Genomic DNA, 19234 nt, shown 5'->3' with positions numbered 1-19234 from the left:
TGATGAGGTTCGTTGGTTCCGCAGAAATTTCATTCGATTTCGAGGAGTTACGCTCTACTTCGTTCACCAGATCGAGCAAGCGAGCGCGGAAATCATCGTCAACAGCCGGGCAACGCACGTCTCGACTCGCTTAGCGAGTTTCAACCAGGGTTTGCGATGAAGTCTGAAGGATCAAATTGAAACTTCGTCAGATCCGCTTAGCGGACGCAAGAAGCCGATGACCAATCAACTACCATTTGAGCGGCAAGCTTCTCTATGCTGCGAGCCGGCGACCGAGCGATCAGCTTCCTTGCTCTTGCTAGCTTTCGTTCAGGTTGATCGTGCTTTTTGCGCCTGGTTCTGGTGCGAAACAGGTTCGCGGACCATGGCGTCTTTCTTAGATAGTTTCTCTCAGTGGAGCAGGCATTTCGCCGCTGGGGTCTCGAGAAAAGAAGCCAGAATACGGCCGGCACCTTACAAGCACCGGCGTCAGAACAGCCTGATTGGGCGGCTCAACGAGGGGCCTGGAGGAATGCTTCGGACTGAGACTTGGCGACCCCGCTGATTTCCGCAGCCAGCTCGACGACCATCGGCGAACGGGATTGCCAGATGGGATGCAGGAAGCCGTATTGGAGCGGAAAGGCCGGACGAAATGGCCTGAGAACCAGATCCGGCACACCGCTGGAGCGGGCGACGAAGGGGTCGGACAGGCAACATCCGAGTCCTCTCCCGGTGAGCTGACAGGCGATCACGCCATTGGTGGCTTCAAATCGCACCTTTAACGGCTTGCGGGCTTCACGGCTCAGGCGTTCGAGATGTTGTCGCAGGATCGAGCGCGGATGCGTGACGATGACGTCCTCGGCGGCGAACTGATCGAAGGTCACGATCTGCTGCGCCGCGAGCGGATGATCCGGGCGCATTGCGACCATGGCTTCGACGCGCAGGAACTCCTCGGTCCCGAAAGCCGCATGCGAGAGCGGCAGGATGGTGACCCCGAGATCGAAGGTTTCCTGGCCGACCCAGGTCTCGATATCCAGGCGCACCCGGGATTCGATCGAAGCCGTGAAGTTCGGAGAGCGCTTGGCCACGGTGGCTACGGCATCGGCAACCATGGCGTGAGCAATGAAGGGAGCAGTGAGGATTCGCAGATGATGGCGCGTTCCGCGGCTCATCTGCACCGCAAAACGTTGCAGTCCATCATGGCCAAGGAGAACGCGCTCCGCATGGGCGTAAAACTCCCGCCCCTCGCGCGTCAGCGTCAAAGGACGGCTGTCGCGTCCGAACAGAGGAAAGCCCACCTCCTTCTCCAGCGCGCTGAGCAGCCGCCCGACCTGGGGCTGCGTGCGCCCCAGCCGCTCGGCCGCCCGCGACACGGACCCTGTTTCCACAAACGCCCGGAGGGCTTCCAGACCACGGTGATTGGGCAAATCCAGCTCCTGAATGCGCATTCCGCATATAATACGACATATTACGCATTTGACGCATGAAATTTGCAATGTTTCTTTGCAGCTCAAGTGGAAGCCCAAATGATGGGCATGTGAGAGCCGCAATGACCGTGTGTGCCGAAACCGATCGCGCCTGGCAGATGGCCCCGGGCGACTATGTTGAGCGTCGACCAGTGACGTCCCGCTTGACGGAGCCTGTCTCGTGCTACGTCACGATGCGCGATGGTTGCCGCATTGCCGTGGACGTCTATTTGCCCGAAGCCATCGACGGCGCGGCACCCGACAAATCGTTCGCAACGATCGCTCTGTTCACCCCGTATTATCGCCGCTTCAAGCTGCGGCCGGGCGGGAGTGGCGAGGTCAATCCCAACACCGGTAAGTTCCGCGATTTCTTCGTGCCACGCGGGTATGCGGTGGTGGTGGTCGATGTCCGTGGCACGGGCGCCAGCTTCGGCACCCGCGACAGCTTCCGCTCCCCCAAGGAGCGCGAGGACAGCCGCGAGATTGCCGATTGGATCGTGGCCCAGCCCTGGTCCAACGGCAGCATCGGCGCCACCGGCGTGTCCTATCTCGGCGCGGCGTCGGACTTCCTGGCCAGCACGGGTCATCCGGCCGTCAAGGCCATCGCGCCGCTGTTTTCGGTGTGGGACACCTACACCGACAACTACTTCCCGGGCGGCCTTCAGGTCACGTCGCTGACGCAGATCTATGATGAGCTGCTCATCGGCCTGGATCATGATCGGCGCGACGTGCTCCAGAAGTTCTCCTACTACAGCAATCCGGATTTCGAAGGCCCGCAGCCGGTCGATGCGGATACCGACGGCGTTCTGGTGCGGGAAGCGGTCCGTGAGCATCTGGCGAACTTCCGCCAGACCGATTTCATGGCGGAGTTCAAATTCCGCGAAGAAGCGCTTGTCTACGATCCCGGCTTCAGCTCTGCCTCGTTCAGTCCCTATGCGTTGTCTGCGGGCGTGCGGCGCGACGTGGCGATCCTGTCGGTCTCCGGCTGGTGCGACGGGGCCGGCTACATGAATGGTGCGATCTCGCGCTTCCTGACCATGAAGGACAATCCGCGCCATCTCCTGCTCGGCCCCTGGGACCATGGCGCCCGGATCGACATCTCGCCCTGGCGGACCTCCGAGGTCGTGGATTTCCCGCTTCTCGGCGAAGTCTTGCGATTCTTCGATACCTATCTTCTCGGGTGGGACACAGGCCTTAAGAACGAGGCCCCGATCCACTATTTTTCCCTCCATGCGCAGGCATGGCGAGCGTCTCGCGCCTGGCCGCCGATTGAAGCGCAGCGGACACTGTTCCTCACGTCCGGCCACGGTCTCGGCGACACCGCCACCCATGGCGGCGCGGAGTCCTACAAGGTCGACTTCACCCTCGGCACGGGGCAGCAGACGCGCTTTGAGCGCATCGCGGGCGTCGATAGCCGGAGCTACTACACCGACTGGCAAGGACGCACCGATCGGATGCTGAGCTACACCTCGGCGCCCCTGGTCGAGGCCATGGAGCTCGCCGGTCATGGCGTTGCGGATATCTGGCTATCCTCCAGCGAGCCCGATGCGGCGCTGTTCGTCTATGTGAGCGAAATCGAAGCGGATGGCACCGAGCGCTACGTGACCGAGGGACTGCTGCGGGCTCTGCACCGCAAGGAAACCCCGGCGCCGGACAGCTATAGCACCACCTGGCCATTCCGGAGCTTCTCGCGGGCCGATGCGGCACCGCTGGTCCCCGGCGCCTGGGAGTGCATCCGCATTCCATTGCTGCCGACCGCCTGGCGTTTCGCAGCCGGCAGCCGCATCCGTCTGTCGATTGCCGGCGCTGACGCCGATCATTTCGCGCAGGTGCCGCACGGCAGGCCTCCGCTCCTCACGGTGGCGTTTGGCGGCGAGCGCCCATCGGCACTGCATCTTCCGCTTGTTGCAAGCCGGGGACCTGGCGCATGAGCACCCGCGACGCGCTTCAGTATAGTAGCTCCATGGCGCCGCTCGCGGCATTGGCGACTGCGCTGGCCGAGCGGGACCAGCCCGGCGCGAGCCTGCGCGTGCTGGACCGCCTGCTCGCCGCGGCCGTCGGCCACAAGCTGTTTACGGCTCTGCTCTACCGGCCGGCGGACGGTGTCGCCGATCGGCTCTATAGCAGCGCGCCGGATCGGTTTCCGGCCCAGGGTTCAAAGGCCTTGGAAGAAGCCCCCACCATGCGCCGCGTGCTCATGTCGGGCGTGCCCTATATTGGTCGAAACGCCAGCGACATTGCACGCGACTTTCCTGATCATGAGAAAATCCTCGCGCTCGGATGCGCAAGCATCCTGAACATGCCCGTGCGCTGGAACAGCGAAGTCATCGGCCAGATCAACCTGCTGCACGAGGCGGGGCATTTTCACGACGGGCATTTGCCCATCGTTGAAATGCTGGCGCAAATGGTCGTCCCGGCATTTCTCCTCGCAGCTCAGCAGGCACGGAGGGGCGGGCCATGACGTCGAGCCGTCTCGCTCATCGCACATTGGTGGCGATCGCCTATGTGCTGATGCTTGCGCCAGTGGTCATGGTGATCATGACCAGCTTCTTCCGCGACGAGATCGTGTCGTTTCCACCGAGCGGCCTGACCTTTCGCTGGTACTTCAATGCCTGGACCCGGCGCGAATTCGCCAATGGCTTTCTGCTCAGCCTGCAAGTGGCGCTGATCGCAACCGCAATTGGCGTCGCGTTCGGCACGGCAGCGGCGCTTGCGCTGTCGCGCAGCACCATCGCGGCGAAGTCGGCCATCAATACGCTTCTGCTCGGTCCGCTGGCGGTGCCCGGCATCGTCGCCGGAACGGCGTTGTATCTGTTCTATCTCAAGCTGGAGAACAGGCTCGACCTCGACATCGTCGGCACCCTGCCGGGCCTGATCGCGGCCCACGTCCTGCTCACCATCCCCTGGACGGTGCGGGTGGTGACCGCCAGCCTGCAGGGCTTGGACACCATCGCCGAAGAAGCGGCCGCCAATCTCGGCGCGCGCCCCTGGACCGTGTTTCGCCGCGTGACTTTGCCGATGCTGCGGCCGGGGATCGTTGCGGCGACCATGTTCTCCTTCATCCAGAGCTTCGAGAGCCTCGAGCTGACCCTGCTCCTGGTGGGCGCTGGCAAGACCACGCTGCCCGTCGCGATGCTCAACTATCTCGAATTCCGCATGGATCCGACCCTTGCCGCGGTCGCGACGGTGCAGATCCTGGTCGTCGCGGCGCTGATGCTCGTCACCGACCGTTTCGTGAAATTGTCCCGGGTCGTCTGACCCTTTGAGGAGGATACACCGTGGGCACGCTCCGTCTCGAGGGACTGCGCAAGGAATACGGACTATCCGTCGCCGTCGAGCGCGCGGACATCGCGATCGCCGAAGGTGAACTGGTTTCGCTGCTCGGCCCCTCCGGCTGCGGCAAGACCACTACGCTGCGGATGGTCGCCGGCTTCATCGAGCCGACCGCCGGCCGCGTCGTCATCGCGGGGCAGGACGTCACGCGCACCGCGCCCTACGCTCGCCAGACCGGCATGGTCTTCCAATCCTACGCGCTTTTTCCGCACATGAGCGTCGCCGACAACGTCGGGTTCGGCCTCGAAATGCGCAAGGTCAATCGCGCCGACCGCGATCGGCGCATCGCCGAGGCGCTGAAGCTGGTTCGGCTCGACCATCTGGCGGATCGCATGCCACGCCAATTGTCGGGCGGCCAGCAACAGCGCGTAGCGCTTGCGCGAGCGCTGGTCATCAATCCCGCCGTCTTTCTACTGGACGAGCCCTTGTCCAATCTCGACGCCAAGCTGCGCGCCGATGTGCGTACTGAGATCCGCGCCCTGCAGCAGCGTCTCGGTCTCACTACCCTGATGGTGACGCACGATCAGGAGGAGGCGCTGACCATGTCCGACCGTCTGGTGGTGATGGAAAGCGGGCGCGTGCGGCAGATCGGGACCGCTGAAGAGCTCTACGAGCAGCCCGCGGATGCCTTCGTCGCGGATTTCGTCGGACGCTGCAACATCATCACCGGCACCATCGAGGGCCAGGCGCTGCGAAGCGCAGGCGGCAGCCTGCTGCCCTGCGATGTCGCGGCGGCTCCCAGCAATGCCAGTGTGCTGGCTCTGCGGCCGGAGCGCGTCGCGGTCCACGCCGCTCCCGACGCTGTCGGACTTCCCGCGCGGATCTCCGGCATCTTCTATCTCGGTGCTCAAACCGAGTACCGGCTCGAACTCGACGGCGTAGCGCTCACCGCCATTCGAGCGACGCCGGCCGCCGGCGATGCCATGCGTCAGCTCAAGACCGGAGACGTGGTTCGCGTGAACTGGGAGCCGGCTGCTGCACGGCTGATCCTCGCCTGAAAATAGAAAATCCAATCCAGAAGGTTACGACAATGACCGCACTCACCCGTCGTGGATTTCTCGGCGCTGCCTCAGCCGCCGCTCTGCTGCCAGGCATGGCATCGGCCCAAAGCCGCCAGGTCACCGTTGGGACCTGGGGCGGAGACTTCGGCGATCTGCTGCGCGAAAGCGTTGACATCGCCATCATGAAGCCGACGGGTATCGACGTTCTTCAGGACGTATCCAGCCCTGTTCCGCGCCGGACCAAGCTGCTCGCCGAGCGTCAGAGCCGGCGCGGGAGCATGGATGTCGCCTGTCTCGCAGATTTCGACATGTTCGCCGCCGCTCAGCGCGACGTGCTCGAAGGCGTCTCGGAGCAGGTCGTGCCGCGGACCGCCAAAGTGCTGCCGTTCCTGCGCAAGCCGAACTCCATTCCTCATATCTATTCGGCCCATACCATCGTCTACAACACGAACCGCGTGCCCACGCCGCCCAGGTCGATCAACGATCTCTGGGATCCGAAATATCGGGGCAGGGTCGGCCTCTCCGATTTCCTCTTCACCACCAATATGGCGTTTGCCGCGATCGCCGGCGGCGGCTCAATGAACGACTTCGAGCCCGCCAAGAAGAAATTGATGGAATGGCGGTCCCTGGACGTGAAGGTATTGGCCTCCACGGAAGCCGTCGCCGCGGCCCTGAAATCCGAGGACATCTGGTTCACCATCATCGCGGCCGCGCGGGGCTTCATGTGGAAACAGGCCGGGATCCCGCTGGGCCATGTGATCGCCGAAGAGGGGGCTTTCCCGACGATCTATGAGGCTGCGGTTCCCAAGAACGCACGCAACAAGGAAGATGCTTTCAAATATCTGAACTCCATGCTCGAGCCCTCGTCGCAAATCGCCTTTGCCACCAAGATGGGATACGTCCCGACCGTCACGGACGCACCGCTGCCGCCCGAGCTCGACAAGCAGATCAACTTCTCCGAGGCCGAGCGGGCGCGCCTCTGGACGCCGAACTTCACCTATCTCGTGGAGCAGCAGGCCGCCTTTCTCGATTTCTGGAACAAAGATTTCAAGGGCTGAGGCGCGATATGGCGATCTTCATCCTGCCTGCCGGTCTTCTCGTCTGTGTGCTCCTTGTCGCGCCGATGGTCATGATGGCCCGCATCTCTCTGAACCATTTTGACGCGGCCTCGCTGATGATCGAGGCCCTGACCGGTGAGAACTATCTGCGCGCGGTGGCCGACCCCTACTATCAGCGCGTCCTGCTGATGACGTTGGGCGTCGCCGTCCTCTGCACCCTGGTCACGGTGATCCTCGCGTTTCCTGCGGCCTACTGGCTGTCGCGGATGGATAGCAAGCTCAAGAGCCTCGTGACCATCCTCACGATGTTCCCGCTGCTGGTCGGCAACGTGGTTCGTTCGGCAGGCTGGATTGCCCTGCTGGGAAATGACGGGTTGATCAATGCCACGCTGCAGGGCGCAGGCCTCGGCACGGCTCCCCTGAAACTGCTCTATACCCCCGGTGCCGTGGTCATCGGCATCATCGGCATCGTCCTGCCCTACATGGTTCTGACCCTCTCCGCGGTGATCGAGGGCATTCCGCGCCAGACAGAGGAGGTCGCAGCCAATCTCGGGGCGCGGCCGTTCACCGTGTTTCGGCGCGTGGTCCTGCCGCTGGCGATGCCCGGCGTCATTGCAGGTGGGGTCATGGTGTTCATCCTGAGCATGAACGCCTATGCCACCCCCGTCCTGCTGGGAGGGCCACAGTTCCAGATGATGGCCCCGGCGGTCTACGATCAGTTCAACCGTGTCAGCAACTGGCCTTTCGGCGCCGCTCTCGCCTTCATCCTGCTCGCCGTCACGCTGATGATGACCATCGTCGGAAGCGCTGCGCTCGCCCGCAAGTACAAGGCTGTGTAGCGGCGTCGATCTTCAGGCTGCTTGGCCAGGACGTACGTCTGCTGCGATCGCATCTCGAAGTGCACGCGCGGGAAGCGCGTGCGCTCGACGTCCTACCCGATCGTCATCAGGCTCGCATTGCCGCCGGCCGCGGCCATGTTGATCGACGTCGACACCTCCTCCAGCAGCCATTGGATATTGTAAGCATTCTGATTTCGGGCAATTTCGTTTGCTGAAGCTGCCTGAACCGGCACGAGTGGTCCCGGGATGGCGGCGATCCGCTTGCAGACGGACTGGACGCGCTCGACCCCGCCCTCGACCAGGGCGCCCCCGAAGAGACCGTGAGCGTCCCAGTCGGTCGACCAGGACACGCGGCCGGCCAAGTGTGGCGGTAGCCCCGCCAGCGAGCTCTGCAATCCCGATGCAGCGTCGATTATCGCGTGATTGCCGGTGGCGATGACTGCGCCAAGCTGATGATAGAGGCCGGTCACCGTTTCGGGTGCCAAAAGGATGAGGCCTCTCGGATGCAACGCGTAGACGTTGCGTTCACCGACGGGCCCGGGGAGCTCGACCTCATGCCAGAGCGCGGAGACTTGACCGAAATAACGAGCCGCGTCGGCGGCCGCGTTCGCCCCCTTGTCCTCAAGCCACTTCGCCCAATCGAGAAGCGCCGTGTTGGTGTTGTTGGAGCTGGGCTGCAGCGCGATCGGGGAGGGCGTGACAAGTCGCCCCAGATATTGCGGGCCGCCGGCCTTGGGGCCCGTACCGGACAGTCCGCGGCCGCCAAATGGCTGGACACCGACGACAGCGCCAATCACATTGCGGTTCACGTAGATGTTTCCTGCTTTGACGCGATGTGTGACGTGCGCGATCGTTGCGTCCAGACGTGTATGCAGGCCAAAGGTGAGGCCATAGCCCGTTGCATTGATGTCGTCGATCAGGGCATCGAGATCTTCACGGCGGTATCTCAGAACGTGAAGAACAGGTCCGAAGACTTCCCGTGTCAGATCAGAGAGCCTATCGAGTTCAATAATCGTTGGAGATACGAACGTGCCATTGGTGGTGTCCGCGCTCTGGCCGATCCGTTCGACCGCGCAACCCAAGCCGCGCATCGTCTCAATGTGCTCCTCGATCGTCTTCTTTGCTTCCGACGTGATGACCGGACCGACATCGACCGACAGGCGGTCTGTGCGCCCCATGGTCAGCTCACGCGTTGCGCCTTTCAGCATGTTCAGAATGCGATCCGCAACATCTTCCTGGAGACAAAGGACCCGAAGAGCCGAACAGCGTTGGCCAGCGCTATCGAAGGCCGATGCAATCACGTCACCGACGACCTGTTCTGCAAGCGCCGAAGAGTCGACAATCATCGCATTCTGCCCGCCGGTCTCTGCGATCAATGGGATCGGCCGACCTTCCATCGAAAGTCGGTTTGCAAGCTCCGACTGGATCAGACGCGCGACCTCGGTCGATCCAGTGAACATCACGGCCGAGATCGCCGGCGAGGCGACCAGAAGGGCGCCGACGCGGCCATCACCCGGCACCAGTTGCAGGACGTCGGCCGGAATACCCGCTTCATGCAGGATGCGAACGCCTTGGGCCGCGATCAGCGGGGTTTCTTCGGCAGGTTTTGCCAACACCGGATTGCCGGCGACCAGTGCGGCTGAGATCTGTCCGATGAAAATCGCCAGCGGGAAATTCCACGGGCTGATGCAAACGACCGGACCAAGCGGCTTTTGAGCCGGGCCGAGGGTGCGGCGTGCTTCCGCTGCATAATAGCGCAGGAAATCGATCGCCTCGCGCACCTCGGAGATCGCATTCGGCAACGACTTGCCGGCTTCACGCGAAATCAGGCCGAGAAGGGTGGGCATCCGATCTTGCATGAAATCGGCAGCCCGGGTGAGGCATTCGGCGCGCTCCGGCGGTGGTACGGACGCCCAACTCGCGGCTGCAGCGGAAGCCTGCTCAGTCGCCCGCAGCACATCGTCGTCCGATGCGTCAGTCACCCAGCCGACGATGTCGCGGCGATCTCCGGGATTGCAGATCGGACGTGCTGGAGCGCTCGCCTCGTTGGTCGTGAGTCGAGGTGTCGCCTTCCATTCGATGCCGGTGCTCGCCTTCAACGCGCGTGTGAGCGACGCGAGGATGGCTTCATCGGTCAGATCAAGGGCTGCCGAATTCGTTCGACTGCTTCCAAACAGCTCGGCCGGCAGTTTGATCTTGCTGTGCTGTGCGCCCATCGTCGCCATCGCCTTGACGGCTTCCACGGGATCGCTCACGAGGTCGTCGACCGATATGTTCGGGTCTACGATGCGGTTGACGAAGGAGGAGTTCGCCCCGTTTTCGAGCAGGCGCCGAACGAGGTATGCGAGAAGGGTCTCATGCGTGCCAACCGGTGCGTAGATCCGCACAGGGCGGTTGAGCTTGGCGTCACCGACGACCTCTTCATAGAGCGGTTCGCCCATGCCGTGCAGACACTGGAACTCGTATTGCCGGGGCTGAAAATTCTGACCGGCCATATAGTAGATCGTGGCGAGGGTCTGGGCATTGTGGGTCGCAAACTGGGGGAAGATCGCGTCGGGTGCTGCGAGCAATTTTCTGGCGCAAGCAATGTAGGAGACGTCCGTGTAGACCTTGCGCGTGTAGACGGGAAACCCGTTCAGCCCATCAACCTGGGCGCGCTTGATCTCAGCGTCCCAATAGGCGCCCTTGACGAGGCGGACCATGATGCGGCGGCCGGCGCGGCGCGCAAGATCGACGATGTAGTCGAGTACGAATGGGCAGCGCTTGCCGTAGGCTTGTACGACAAACCCCATTCCATGCCAGCCTGAGAGGTCCGTATCCAGGCAGAGCTGTTCGAGAAGATCGAGCGACAATTCGAGCCGTTCTGCCTCCTCGGCGTCGATATTGAGGCCGATGTCGAATCGCTTGGCCAGGAGTGCCAGCGCCTTCACCCTGGGTAGGAGTTCATCCATGACGCGCGTGGACTGCGCCCGGGAGTAGCGTGGATGCAGTGCGGACAGCTTGATCGAGATGCCCGGGCCCTGATAGACGCCGCGTCCTGCGGACGCTTGTCCGATCGCGAAAATCGCGTGTTCGTAGTCCTTGTAGTAGCGTTCGGCGTCGGCGGCGGTCATTGCCGCTTCGCCGAGCATGTCATACGAGTAGCGAAAGCCTTGTTGCTCTAGAGAGCTCGAATGGCGGAGCGCCTCCTCGATCGTCTGGCCTCGGACGAATTGTTCTCCCATCATGCGCATCGCCATGTCGAGGCCGCGACGTATGACCGGCTCGCCGCAGCGCGCGATCAGGCGAGCCAGTGCGGAAGCCAGACTGCCGTCGCTGACGGTCGAACTCAATTTGCCGGTGACGACGAGTCCCCATGTCGCGGCATTGATGAACAGCGACCGTCCGCCGCCAAGGTGCGACGTCCAGTCACCGGTGGCGATCTTGTCGCGGATCAGTGCATCGCGCGTCGGCGTATCGGGGATGCGAAGCAGCGCCTCGGCAAGGCACATCAGAGCCACACCTTCCTGGCTCGACAACGCGTACTCCTGAACGAGCGCCTCGACTCCGGAACGTGTTTGCTTGGCGCGCAGCTTTTCAATGAGACGTCGTGCGGTCTCCGTCGCCGCCGACTGGAGTCTCGCCGGGAGTGTTGCGGCCGCCACGAGTGGGGGCAGGCACTCCGTTTCCGGACGCCGGTAGGCCGCCGTGATCGCTTGACGCAATGCGCGCTGCGGATGGATCGGCGGAGCGAAGTTGGAGAAGACTGCATGCCGGTCCGCCTCGGAGTCGCTTTGCGGAAGAACAGTCATGGTGGAGTTGGACATCACCTCAGCCTTCATCTGACGCTTGATCGAACCGAGTTAGAAATAGCATTGGCGGCTCCGGCTTTCAGACTTTGTTTCTGCCGAAATATGGTATTATCGACCTTTCATCTGGAGCAAGTCGGTCCAATCGCATGGCGAAAACGCAGGAAAATAGTGAAATAGACCAGTTCGATGGGCGAATTCTGCAGGCCTTGGCCGAAGATGGCCGGATGTCGGTAACCGACCTGGCCAAGCAGGTCGGCCTATCCAAAACGCCGTGTCAGGTGCGATTGAAGCGCCTGATGGACGACGGCTACATCGTTGGTTTCAGGGCCGTGCTGGATCCACGACGGCTCGGACTGGAGCACGTTGCTTTCGCGGAAGTCCGGCTTTCGGACACACGGGAGAAGGCGTTGACCGAGTTCAACTCGGCGGTCATGAAGATCAAGGAGGTGGAAGAGTGCCACATGATCGCAGGTTCATTTGACTACCTGCTGAAGGTTCGAACCGCTGATATCAAAAGGTATCGGCAGGTATTGGGCGAAAAGATTTCGAGCCTTCCGCATGTGTCGAATACGTCGACATTTGTCGTCATGCAGTCTGTGAAAGACAGCGGATTATAGTCGGGCGGCGGAGGACGTCGCATCGTCGTCGGCCGTGACTTTCCGCCACGGACAAGGCCACGCCGCGAAATCTCGGAATCGTTTCATCGAGCGGTCGATCTCCGCGCCGTCCCGTCACCCAACTGCCGATCTGAAACAACGCATAGTCGGCCGCGGGGGGAGATTGTTCTCGATCTTGCCGATCTTGCGGCCAGAATCGCTAGCCCTGATCAGCAATCAGCGAGAACCTGAAACCAGGCCGTTATGAGCGGGCCTGCTTGCTCGAAGGTCTTGAAAAACATTGACGTTTTTCGTGGCGTCGGCTCACGAGCTTCCACGTTCGTTCACGGTGTAGCGGTGGTCAATCGGTGGTCGAATACTGAAGGCGGCGCTTAACTTCGGTGGATCTTCGGCCGACGAGCCCAGTAGCATTAAAAAAAGGAGCCCAATGGCCCATCACAAGCGACCGCGCCGCGGCGGTCTTCGGCACGATATCGCCATAGCCAACTGTCGCTATTGTGATGGTGCTGAAATAGAGCGCTGTTCATAGCCCATCCAGGTGCTGTTCAAACGCGCTATGCTGAAGAGCCTCAACGAGGCGATAAGCAATGGCGAAGGCGTAAATCGTCAAGAAATATGAGGTCGCGCCAGCTCCCGCCGCTACGACCGCCCGGATGGGCACATCCAACCGCCCGAACGAACTCAGATCTGGATAAAACTTGGGGGCAAGGTCAGGAGACAGAGGCGAAGGGGTGTCGATTGCTTCATCCAAGCCATTTGGAGAACCGAGGTCGATTCCGTTCGTTCTACGGCTCACCTGCACGATTAACGAAGCATGCGAGATCACTGGCTTGGGACGCACGAAGCTTTACGAGTTGATTGGGACAGGGGATCTCATTACTACAACCGTAGGACGTCGGCGGTTGGAACTCGTGAGCTCGCTCCAAGCACTGCTCGACGTGAACCCGTCGGAGCCTGGAGGTATGAGAAAGATTTGGTAACAGTTCGCGCCTTGTGAGACTTGGCCGCGTTTGTCCGTCTTTTTCCATTCCAATCCACTAAGTGGGTGAGGGTAATTTTGTGGAACCGCTGGTCCGTGAATCTCCCAACCAGTTGAATAAAAGAGATATTTTGCGCCGTCTCGCGGACTCCCTCTCCGCCATTTGCACGACGTCGTGCGCCAAACTACGATTTCCTGCGACACGGTTCGCCTGCTGATCATGCGTTGACTGTCGCGCGGCGGACCAGTTCGTCACGTTCGCAGTTGCTTGCTGCTTCGGACTAGATCCGAATTGACCGACGCTACATATTCTCTGGCGATCTCGTCGATCAATTCCGCCGCTCCCATCACGGAGCGCACGCCGGACACGGAGTGGCCTGCGCTCCAGACCTCGGCCCAACGACGCGGGCCGCCCGACTTGGTCCCAAACACCTCCTTGGCACGCTCTTGCGAAACGGACTCATCCAAATGAGCGGGATCGAGACCGGCGTCGACGATCGAAGGACGCAGCATGCTCGCCTCGAGTCCGGTGAAGGCCTTCGTCAAGATCACGTCATCCATGGTGCTGTCGATGAGCATTTGACGATAGGCGTCACTCGCCATGCTTTTCCCGCGTGGCGATGAAGCGCGTTCCCATATAAGCAAGGTCGCAACCGAGCAGCTGCGCAGCAGCCAACGCGACGCCATCGCCGCCCGCAAGAACGATCGGTCCGTCGAAGATTGCTCGGACGGCTCGGACGAAGGAAAATGGATTTGCCCAGCCGGTCTGGCCGCCCGCCCCGGCACTCAACAGGATCAGCCCATCCGCCCCGGCCTTGATTGCTTTCTCTGCGTGATTCAGAGACGCGATATCGGCGAATACGAGACAGCCTACATCCTGCAGCGGTCCAACGGCCGCTGCAGGAGACCCGACGCTGGTGATGACGATCTCCACCTTGTGGCGGACGAGACAAGCAAGGTCTTCCTGGAAGCGCGGCTGCCGCACGATCAAATTGGGGCAGTGTGGTGCAGCCTGATGACCCAAGTCTGCAACGCCATGCTCGATCGCTCTCAGCCAGTGATCGAGTTCTTCGACCGATCCAGCGTTGGCAGTGGGAAAGGCGCCGATCGCCCCCGACCGGCAAACCGCCGTGACGAGGTTGACGCCCGATACCCGGAGCATCGGAGCGGCCACCAAAGGCAGGCGCAACCGCGATGCGATCTTCGAGGGCAGGCCGGTTCGGTTCGTGAGAGTCATGTCGCCTTAAGTTGCTCTTGGAAGAGCTTTCCTGCGCTTGCGCCGAGCTCTGTCATTGGAGTCTAAGCGCCAGCGCTGCACACGACAGGACCCTTGGAGCACCTTGCTCCAAGGGTCATTCGCGAAGGGATGGTGCCGCCATGATAGCGAAGCCCCTTCAGACCCAACATGAAGGTGGTCGTGTCGATGATTTCATCGTGCCCCGCAAGTCAGAAGCCTCGAAGCGTCGCAAATTCCGATAAGTCGGCGCGCTCCGTGCGAAGGCTGTTGATGGGATGCTCAGCATCCGCGTAGCCGAGAGCCATGCCGCAAAAGATCATGAGATGAGGCGGCAAAGCGATGAATTCGGCTATCGTCCTGTGCCAGATTGCCCACGCTTCCTGCGGGCAAGTGGCCAATCCCTTTTCGAAGGCCAGCAACATGACGGATTGCAAGTACATGCCAAGATCAGCCCACTGTCCCGGCTCCATCTCGCGATCGATGGCAAAGAACAAGCCGACCGGAGCGCCGAAAAATCCAAAATTCTTCGCGAGCTGCTTCAGGCGCGCGGCCTTGTCCTCGCGTGGAATTTCAATTGTGCGATAAAGATCTTCGCCGTTCTTGAAGCGTCGGGTCCTGTACGGCTCCTTCAGCTCGGGTGGATAGATGTTGTATTCTGCTTTTTCGCCCATTGGGTTGATCTTCATCCGCTCGGCGACGAGCGACCTGAACCGTTCGAGCTCTTGACCAGCCAGCGCCCAGACATGCCAGGGCTGAAGGTTGCCGCCCGAAGGCGAACGACCGGCCGCCAGCAGGATATCCTTCACGATCTCTCCCTGGACCGGCTTATCCAGAAACGCGCGGACCGACATTCGTGAGTTTAGGGCGTCGGAAACTTTCATAGGTTGTCCTCATGCAAAGCGTCGAAGGCGATCGTCAATCGATCCGAACAACCATCTTTCCCAGTGCGGAACGCGTGGTCATTGCCTTGAAGGCATCGCGGAAATCCCGAAAGGCGAAGATCTTCCCTACGACCGGAAGGAGTGTCTTTTCGCTCAACCAGGCGAATAGCTGGGCAATCAGTTGGTCGCGCACGTCCGGTTCGCGGCGGCCGATCTGAGCGAGGTCGACGCCCAGCAATGCGCCTCCTTTCAGAAGTGGTAAATTGAACGGCAGCGCGGGAATGCTGCCGGCCGCAAACCCGACGACAAGATGACGCCCATTCCAGGCGATCGAACGGAATGCCTGCAGACTCAGGTCACCGCCCACCGGGTCAAAGATCACGTCGACGCCGCGGCCACTGGTGAGAGTCTTTATCTCGTCACGCCAGCCGTCGACGGTGTAGTTCACCACTGCGTCGGCGCCGTACGCCGTCGCAAACTGCCGTTTCGCCTCAGTCGATGCGGCTGCTATGACCGAGGCGCCCAGTAGCTTTGCGACTTGTACCGCGGCGATGCCAACCCCGCCGGCTGCGCCAAGCACCAGCAGCGTTTCGCCCTGACGAAGCGTTCCCCGCACCTTCAGCGAATAGAGCGCTGTAAGATAATTCGCAAAAAACGAAGCGCCAACTTCCGGTGCCACGTCTTCCGGCCTGACGAAAAGCGCTGAAGCTGGGAGGCAAATATACTCAGCAAGCCCACCCGATCTGGCCATACCGATAACCGGCGTCCCTGGTGCAAAGCCTTCCACGTCCGGGGCGACTGCATCGACTGTGCCGGCAAACTCTGTGCCCGGTGTGAAGGGCAGGGGATCCCTGGTCTGATATAGGCCCCGGACCTTCAAGCCGTCCACAAAGCCAACGCTTGCAGCCTGTATCCGGACACGAACCATCCCAGGCGTTATGTCCGGTTGAGCCACATCCTTTAGAGCGACATTGTCGATGGCTTCGTAGTTCTCGACGACGACTGCTTTCATGATAGCCTCTTACGGAATTGGAGTGCGTATAATTGATCGAACGCAAGATTTTCGTTTCTTTTCGGTCGAGGCGCCGCAATGACGGGCCTGCGAATATCATCCGCAAATGTATCGCGGCGGTTCCGACGCCTCCGGCTGGGCGCGGGACGAGCATCTGGTCGCCAGCTTGTAGCTTGCGCCCTCTGTCAGCGCAGAATGGGCCGTGAGATATCTGCGCAAAATGAGGCCCTGCCTCGGCGGAAGTGCCATCCAGCAGGATTAGTGCTGCTTCCGCTGGAACGGCGACGTACTCGGCGAGTGCGCCCGAGCGATAAATTCCCATGACCTGCATGCCCCCGGGGCATACTCGGTCACCCCCTCTCCGACGCTTCATGAGATAGAGGTCCTGCACCTTGAGGCCATCGACGAAACCGATTCCCAGGGCTCGCAGACGCACGCGCGACGATGGCGTGAGCCGAGGCATGGGATCTGCTTCTCGCATTTGCGTTGGGAAAGCACAGGACCGAGCTCACCTCAGTTGGTCCCGGCGCTTCCGACTTCGCCGTCGATCAGCTCTCCGAGAGGCTGCCACCTCTGACCGTCGAAGCGAATGAGTTGCATCTGTTCGACTGGAAAATAATCCTTAGCAGACGTATTGATCTTGATGCCGGGCAAGAGCATCGGAACGTCCAGGTCCCTTAAGTTCGCGGCCTGCCGCATGATGTTGTCGCGCGTGGGGTTGTCGCCGCATCGCTTGAGGACTTCGAGCAGCGTGTGCGCAACGGCGTAGCCATAGACGGTGACGCGGTCTGCCTTGTCCCCATCTGGAAGATACCTGTCCATGAACGCATTCCAACCTCTCGTGGCCGCGTCGTTGCTCCAGGCGGGATCGCTGGGGTCCTTTAAATAGGCATTCGAGATGATCCCCTTGGCGTTCTCCAGACCTGCAGGACGGAGCACACTCGCCACGGAGGTGGAGACGCCTGCGAGGAAGACGACCGGCCTCCACTCGAGTTCTGCAAGCTTGCGGATGGCCTGAGCGCTTGCTTTCGGCGTGGTCCAGGACACGAAGATGTCCGCGCCGGAGTTTCTCAGCCGCGCGATGTGAGCGTCGATCGTCGGTTCCGACAATTCAAATGACGATTCGGCGACGATCATCGAGGCCCTTTCTCCCAGCCCATCGCGCAAACCCTTCGCCTCGTCGCGCCCTCCGTCGTCATTCTGCCAGAGCATGGCAATCTTCGCGTTCGGATAGTTCTGCAGGATGTATTTTGCGTAGGCGCGCCCTTCGCTCTGGAAATTTGGCTGCCAGCCCATGGTCCATGGAAAATGGTCCGGATCGCCCCAGCGGGTGGCATTGCTTGCGACAAAGAGCTGCGGCACCTTCCGGGCATTCAAGAATTTCTGGATCGCCGCGTTCGAGGGCGTTCCAACCGACTGGTAGATCATGAGCACCTCGTCGCTCTCGACCAGCTTTCTCGCCTGCTCCACGGCCTTCGGCGGACTGAACGCGTCATCGTAGCTGACGAAAGTGAATTTCCGCCCGTTGATGCCGCCTTCATCGTTGACCTTGCGGAAAAACGCTGCAGCGACGCGACCGATGATGCCGTAGGCTGATGCGGGCCCGCTATAGGGAGCGAGATTTCCGATTTTGATCTCTTGGTCTGTGGCGCCCGGATCGTACTTCTTTTCGGTTGCATTGGCCGGTAGAGCCGCGAGGCTCGCCGCCAACCCAACGGCGGCGAAATAGGGCAGGTATCTTCGTGGCATGGTTGATCCTCCCATCGACATAACTCAGCTCGGTTACGACCGATTTGGAACAGTGGGCCGGGACTTCGGCCGTCAATCAGCCGACAACGCCAGATACTTTCAGGCGAGCAATGTCCTCGTCGGAATATCCAAGCTCCTCCAGGATTTCCCCACTGTGCTGGCCCAATTCCGGTGCGGGGTTTGGGGGCCTCTTCGTGATACCGCTTATTCGGAACGGGCTGTCCACGATTGCGCCATGCCCCGGCATCCACTCGGCTCTGACAAGCGCACCGGCATGATACATCTGGTCGTCGCCGACCAGATCTCCGGCCTTGGCCACGATCGCCGCGGTCAGGTCAGCCGCCTGAAAGATGCGTTGCCAATCGGACGAGATGCGGCTCGCAAACAGGTCGTCGAGAAGTGCCACAAGCTCGGCCGCATTGGCGCGCCGTGTTGCAAGCGCCGAAAAGCGTGAGTCCTCGATTAAGGCGGAGCGGCCGATTGCGTGGCAGAAGCGCGGCCAATCGCGTTCCTCCTGCACCAGACTGATCATGAACCAGCGGTCGTCAGCGCACCGATAGAAGCACGTCAAAGCGTTCCGGGTGGCCTTTCGGGGGAGGCGGTACTGGATCTCGCCACCGCACAGGACCGCCTGGATCGATGCCGCATTCGACCAGACTCCGTTGGCGAGCAGCGATGACGTGACGCAGCTCCCCCGGCCCGTGCGCTCCCGGTAAAGGAGCGCCGTGACAATCCCGGCGTAGAGGGTGACCGCTGTCGGCTGATCGCCCATCCCCATAGTGGGTGCCGCAGGAGAGCTCTCGGGGTCGGGGCGTACGCTATCGGCCAATCCCGATCGAGCCCAATAGGCATGGGCATCGAAGCCCGGTCTTTCAGCTTCGGGGCCTGTCTCCCCGTAGCCGGTGAGCGCCGCATAGACGAGACGCGGATTGATTTCCGAAAGCTGCTCATAGCTGATCCCGAGCCGAGTGCGTGAAGCCGGAGACTGGTTGGTAACGAAAACATCGGCGGAACGCACGAGCTGCCCCAGGATGGTTCGACCAGTCTCGGTCTTGAGGTCCAACCCCAGCGTACGCTTGTTGCGCGCGGCAACTGTCCACGCGTAGTTATGGTCGGCTTTTGGCAGGTTAGGAAGACGACCGAGGACCCGCTGCGGATCGCCGGCGCCGACCGGCTCGATCTTGACGACGTCCGCACCGAAGTCCGCGAGGATCACGGCCGCCGCCGGGCCGGCGACAAAGGTGGCGCTGTCAATGACTTTCAGACCCTGGAACACGCCAGCCACCAGATCC

Annotated in this window: 14 protein-coding genes and 2 pseudogenes; 8 read left to right on the top strand and 8 right to left on the bottom strand. The window is 61.4% G+C overall.

Annotated elements, in window-relative coordinates; translation table 11 throughout:
- Positions 1–491: 491 nt before the first annotated feature.
- Complete coding sequence (locus tag ACQR1E_RS22315; RefSeq protein ID WP_315754070.1) at positions 492–1427, bottom strand: LysR family transcriptional regulator; 936 nt, start codon at positions 1425–1427, stop codon at positions 492–494.
- A gap of 182 nt (positions 1428–1609) precedes the next feature.
- Here ACQR1E_RS22315 and ACQR1E_RS22310 point away from each other — a divergent pair, with 182 nt between their 5' ends.
- The 6 genes from ACQR1E_RS22310 to ACQR1E_RS22285 are packed head-to-tail and all read left to right on the top strand — an operon-like array spanning position 1610 to position 7676.
- Positions 1610–3376, top strand: a complete 1767-nt coding sequence (locus ACQR1E_RS22310) for a CocE/NonD family hydrolase (protein ID WP_315754072.1) — start codon at positions 1610–1612, stop codon at positions 3374–3376.
- Positions 3373–3906 (top strand): GAF domain-containing protein, encoded by a 534-nt coding sequence (locus ACQR1E_RS22305; protein ID WP_315754074.1) that lies wholly within the window; start codon positions 3373–3375, stop codon positions 3904–3906. Before ACQR1E_RS22310 ends, ACQR1E_RS22305 begins: the two co-directional genes overlap by 4 nt.
- A complete protein-coding gene (locus ACQR1E_RS22300; RefSeq protein ID WP_315754076.1) occupies positions 3903–4703 on the top strand; it encodes an ABC transporter permease in 801 nt (266 codons plus the stop codon). Before ACQR1E_RS22305 ends, ACQR1E_RS22300 begins: the two co-directional genes overlap by 4 nt.
- Positions 4704–4723: 20 nt before the next feature.
- Positions 4724–5776 (top strand): ABC transporter ATP-binding protein, encoded by a 1053-nt coding sequence (locus ACQR1E_RS22295; protein WP_315754078.1) that lies wholly within the window; start codon positions 4724–4726, stop codon positions 5774–5776.
- A 32-nt stretch (positions 5777–5808) separates the two neighbouring features.
- Positions 5809–6837, top strand: coding sequence for an extracellular solute-binding protein (locus tag ACQR1E_RS22290; RefSeq protein WP_315828349.1), 1029 nt, complete (start codon positions 5809–5811; stop codon positions 6835–6837).
- Positions 6838–6845: 8 nt separating this feature from the next.
- Positions 6846–7676: an ABC transporter permease gene (locus ACQR1E_RS22285; RefSeq protein WP_315828350.1), complete on the top strand. Its 831-nt coding sequence runs from the start codon at positions 6846–6848 to the stop codon at positions 7674–7676.
- 92 nt (positions 7677–7768) lie between these two features.
- On the opposite strand, the gene putA is transcribed toward ACQR1E_RS22285, so the two are convergent.
- The gene (gene putA, locus ACQR1E_RS22280) at positions 7769–11467 is read right to left on the bottom strand and encodes a trifunctional transcriptional regulator/proline dehydrogenase/L-glutamate gamma-semialdehyde dehydrogenase (RefSeq protein WP_315828357.1); all 3699 of its coding nucleotides are present in this window, start codon (positions 11465–11467) and stop codon (positions 7769–7771) included.
- Positions 11468–11613: 146 nt separating this feature from the next.
- On the opposite strand from putA, the gene ACQR1E_RS22275 reads away from it, so the two are divergent.
- Positions 11614–12084 (top strand): Lrp/AsnC family transcriptional regulator, encoded by a 471-nt coding sequence (locus ACQR1E_RS22275; protein ID WP_315754084.1) that lies wholly within the window; start codon positions 11614–11616, stop codon positions 12082–12084.
- 340 nt (positions 12085–12424) lie between these two features.
- Here the strand turns inward: ACQR1E_RS22275 and ACQR1E_RS22270 are convergent.
- A pseudogene (locus ACQR1E_RS22270) lies at positions 12425–12592 on the bottom strand (ion channel); the annotation flags it as partial.
- 223 nt (positions 12593–12815) lie between these two features.
- Here ACQR1E_RS22270 and ACQR1E_RS22265 point away from each other — a divergent pair.
- On the top strand, positions 12816–13064 hold the full coding sequence (locus ACQR1E_RS22265) for a helix-turn-helix domain-containing protein (protein ID WP_409998687.1): 249 nt from the start codon (positions 12816–12818) through the stop codon (positions 13062–13064).
- 251 nt (positions 13065–13315) lie between these two features.
- Here ACQR1E_RS22265 and ACQR1E_RS22260 read toward each other — a convergent pair.
- The 5 genes and pseudogenes from ACQR1E_RS22260 to ACQR1E_RS22240 form a co-directional block, all read right to left on the bottom strand.
- Positions 13316–14300: pseudogene (locus ACQR1E_RS22260) on the bottom strand (NAD(P)H-dependent flavin oxidoreductase).
- Positions 14301–14509: 209 nt separating this feature from the next.
- Positions 14510–15181, bottom strand: coding sequence for a nitroreductase (locus ACQR1E_RS22255; protein ID WP_315754086.1), 672 nt, complete (start codon positions 15179–15181; stop codon positions 14510–14512).
- Positions 15182–15215: 34 nt separating this feature from the next.
- Positions 15216–16193, bottom strand: a complete 978-nt coding sequence (locus ACQR1E_RS22250; RefSeq protein WP_315754088.1) for an NADPH:quinone oxidoreductase family protein — start codon at positions 16191–16193, stop codon at positions 15216–15218.
- 513 nt (positions 16194–16706) lie between these two features.
- Positions 16707–17942 (bottom strand): ABC transporter substrate-binding protein, encoded by a 1236-nt coding sequence (locus ACQR1E_RS22245; protein WP_434897561.1) that lies wholly within the window; start codon positions 17940–17942, stop codon positions 16707–16709.
- A 76-nt stretch (positions 17943–18018) separates the two neighbouring features.
- A complete protein-coding gene (locus ACQR1E_RS22240) occupies positions 18019–19227 on the bottom strand; it encodes a CaiB/BaiF CoA transferase family protein (protein WP_315754092.1) in 1209 nt (402 codons plus the stop codon).
- Positions 19228–19234 lie beyond the last annotated feature (7 nt).

The sequence above is a fragment of the Bradyrhizobium sp. HKCCYLRH1030 genome, from assembly GCF_051168395.1.
Lineage (GTDB): Bacteria > Pseudomonadota > Alphaproteobacteria > Rhizobiales > Xanthobacteraceae > Bradyrhizobium.
This window is presented reverse-complemented; position numbering and strand designations above follow the sequence as displayed.

Excerpts from the sequence above, each read along its gene's own strand:
- ACQR1E_RS22315 (WP_315754070.1), bottom strand. The coding sequence starts at position 1,427 with ATGCGCATTCAGGAGCTGGATTTGCCCAATCACCGTGGTCTGGAAGCC.
- ACQR1E_RS22305 (WP_315754074.1), top strand. The coding sequence starts at position 3,373 with ATGAGCACCCGCGACGCGCTTCAGTATAGTAGCTCCATGGCGCCGCTC.
- ACQR1E_RS22300 (WP_315754076.1), top strand. The coding sequence starts at position 3,903 with ATGACGTCGAGCCGTCTCGCTCATCGCACATTGGTGGCGATCGCCTAT.
- ACQR1E_RS22290 (WP_315828349.1), top strand. The coding sequence starts at position 5,809 with ATGACCGCACTCACCCGTCGTGGATTTCTCGGCGCTGCCTCAGCCGCC.
- ACQR1E_RS22285 (WP_315828350.1), top strand. The coding sequence starts at position 6,846 with ATGGCGATCTTCATCCTGCCTGCCGGTCTTCTCGTCTGTGTGCTCCTT.
- putA (WP_315828357.1), bottom strand. The coding sequence starts at position 11,467 with ATGACTGTTCTTCCGCAAAGCGACTCCGAGGCGGACCGGCATGCAGTC.
- ACQR1E_RS22275 (WP_315754084.1), top strand. The coding sequence starts at position 11,614 with ATGGCGAAAACGCAGGAAAATAGTGAAATAGACCAGTTCGATGGGCGA.
- ACQR1E_RS22255 (WP_315754086.1), bottom strand. The coding sequence starts at position 15,181 with ATGAAAGTTTCCGACGCCCTAAACTCACGAATGTCGGTCCGCGCGTTT.
- ACQR1E_RS22250 (WP_315754088.1), bottom strand. The coding sequence starts at position 16,193 with ATGAAAGCAGTCGTCGTCGAGAACTACGAAGCCATCGACAATGTCGCT.
- ACQR1E_RS22245 (WP_434897561.1), bottom strand. The coding sequence starts at position 17,942 with ATGCCACGAAGATACCTGCCCTATTTCGCCGCCGTTGGGTTGGCGGCG.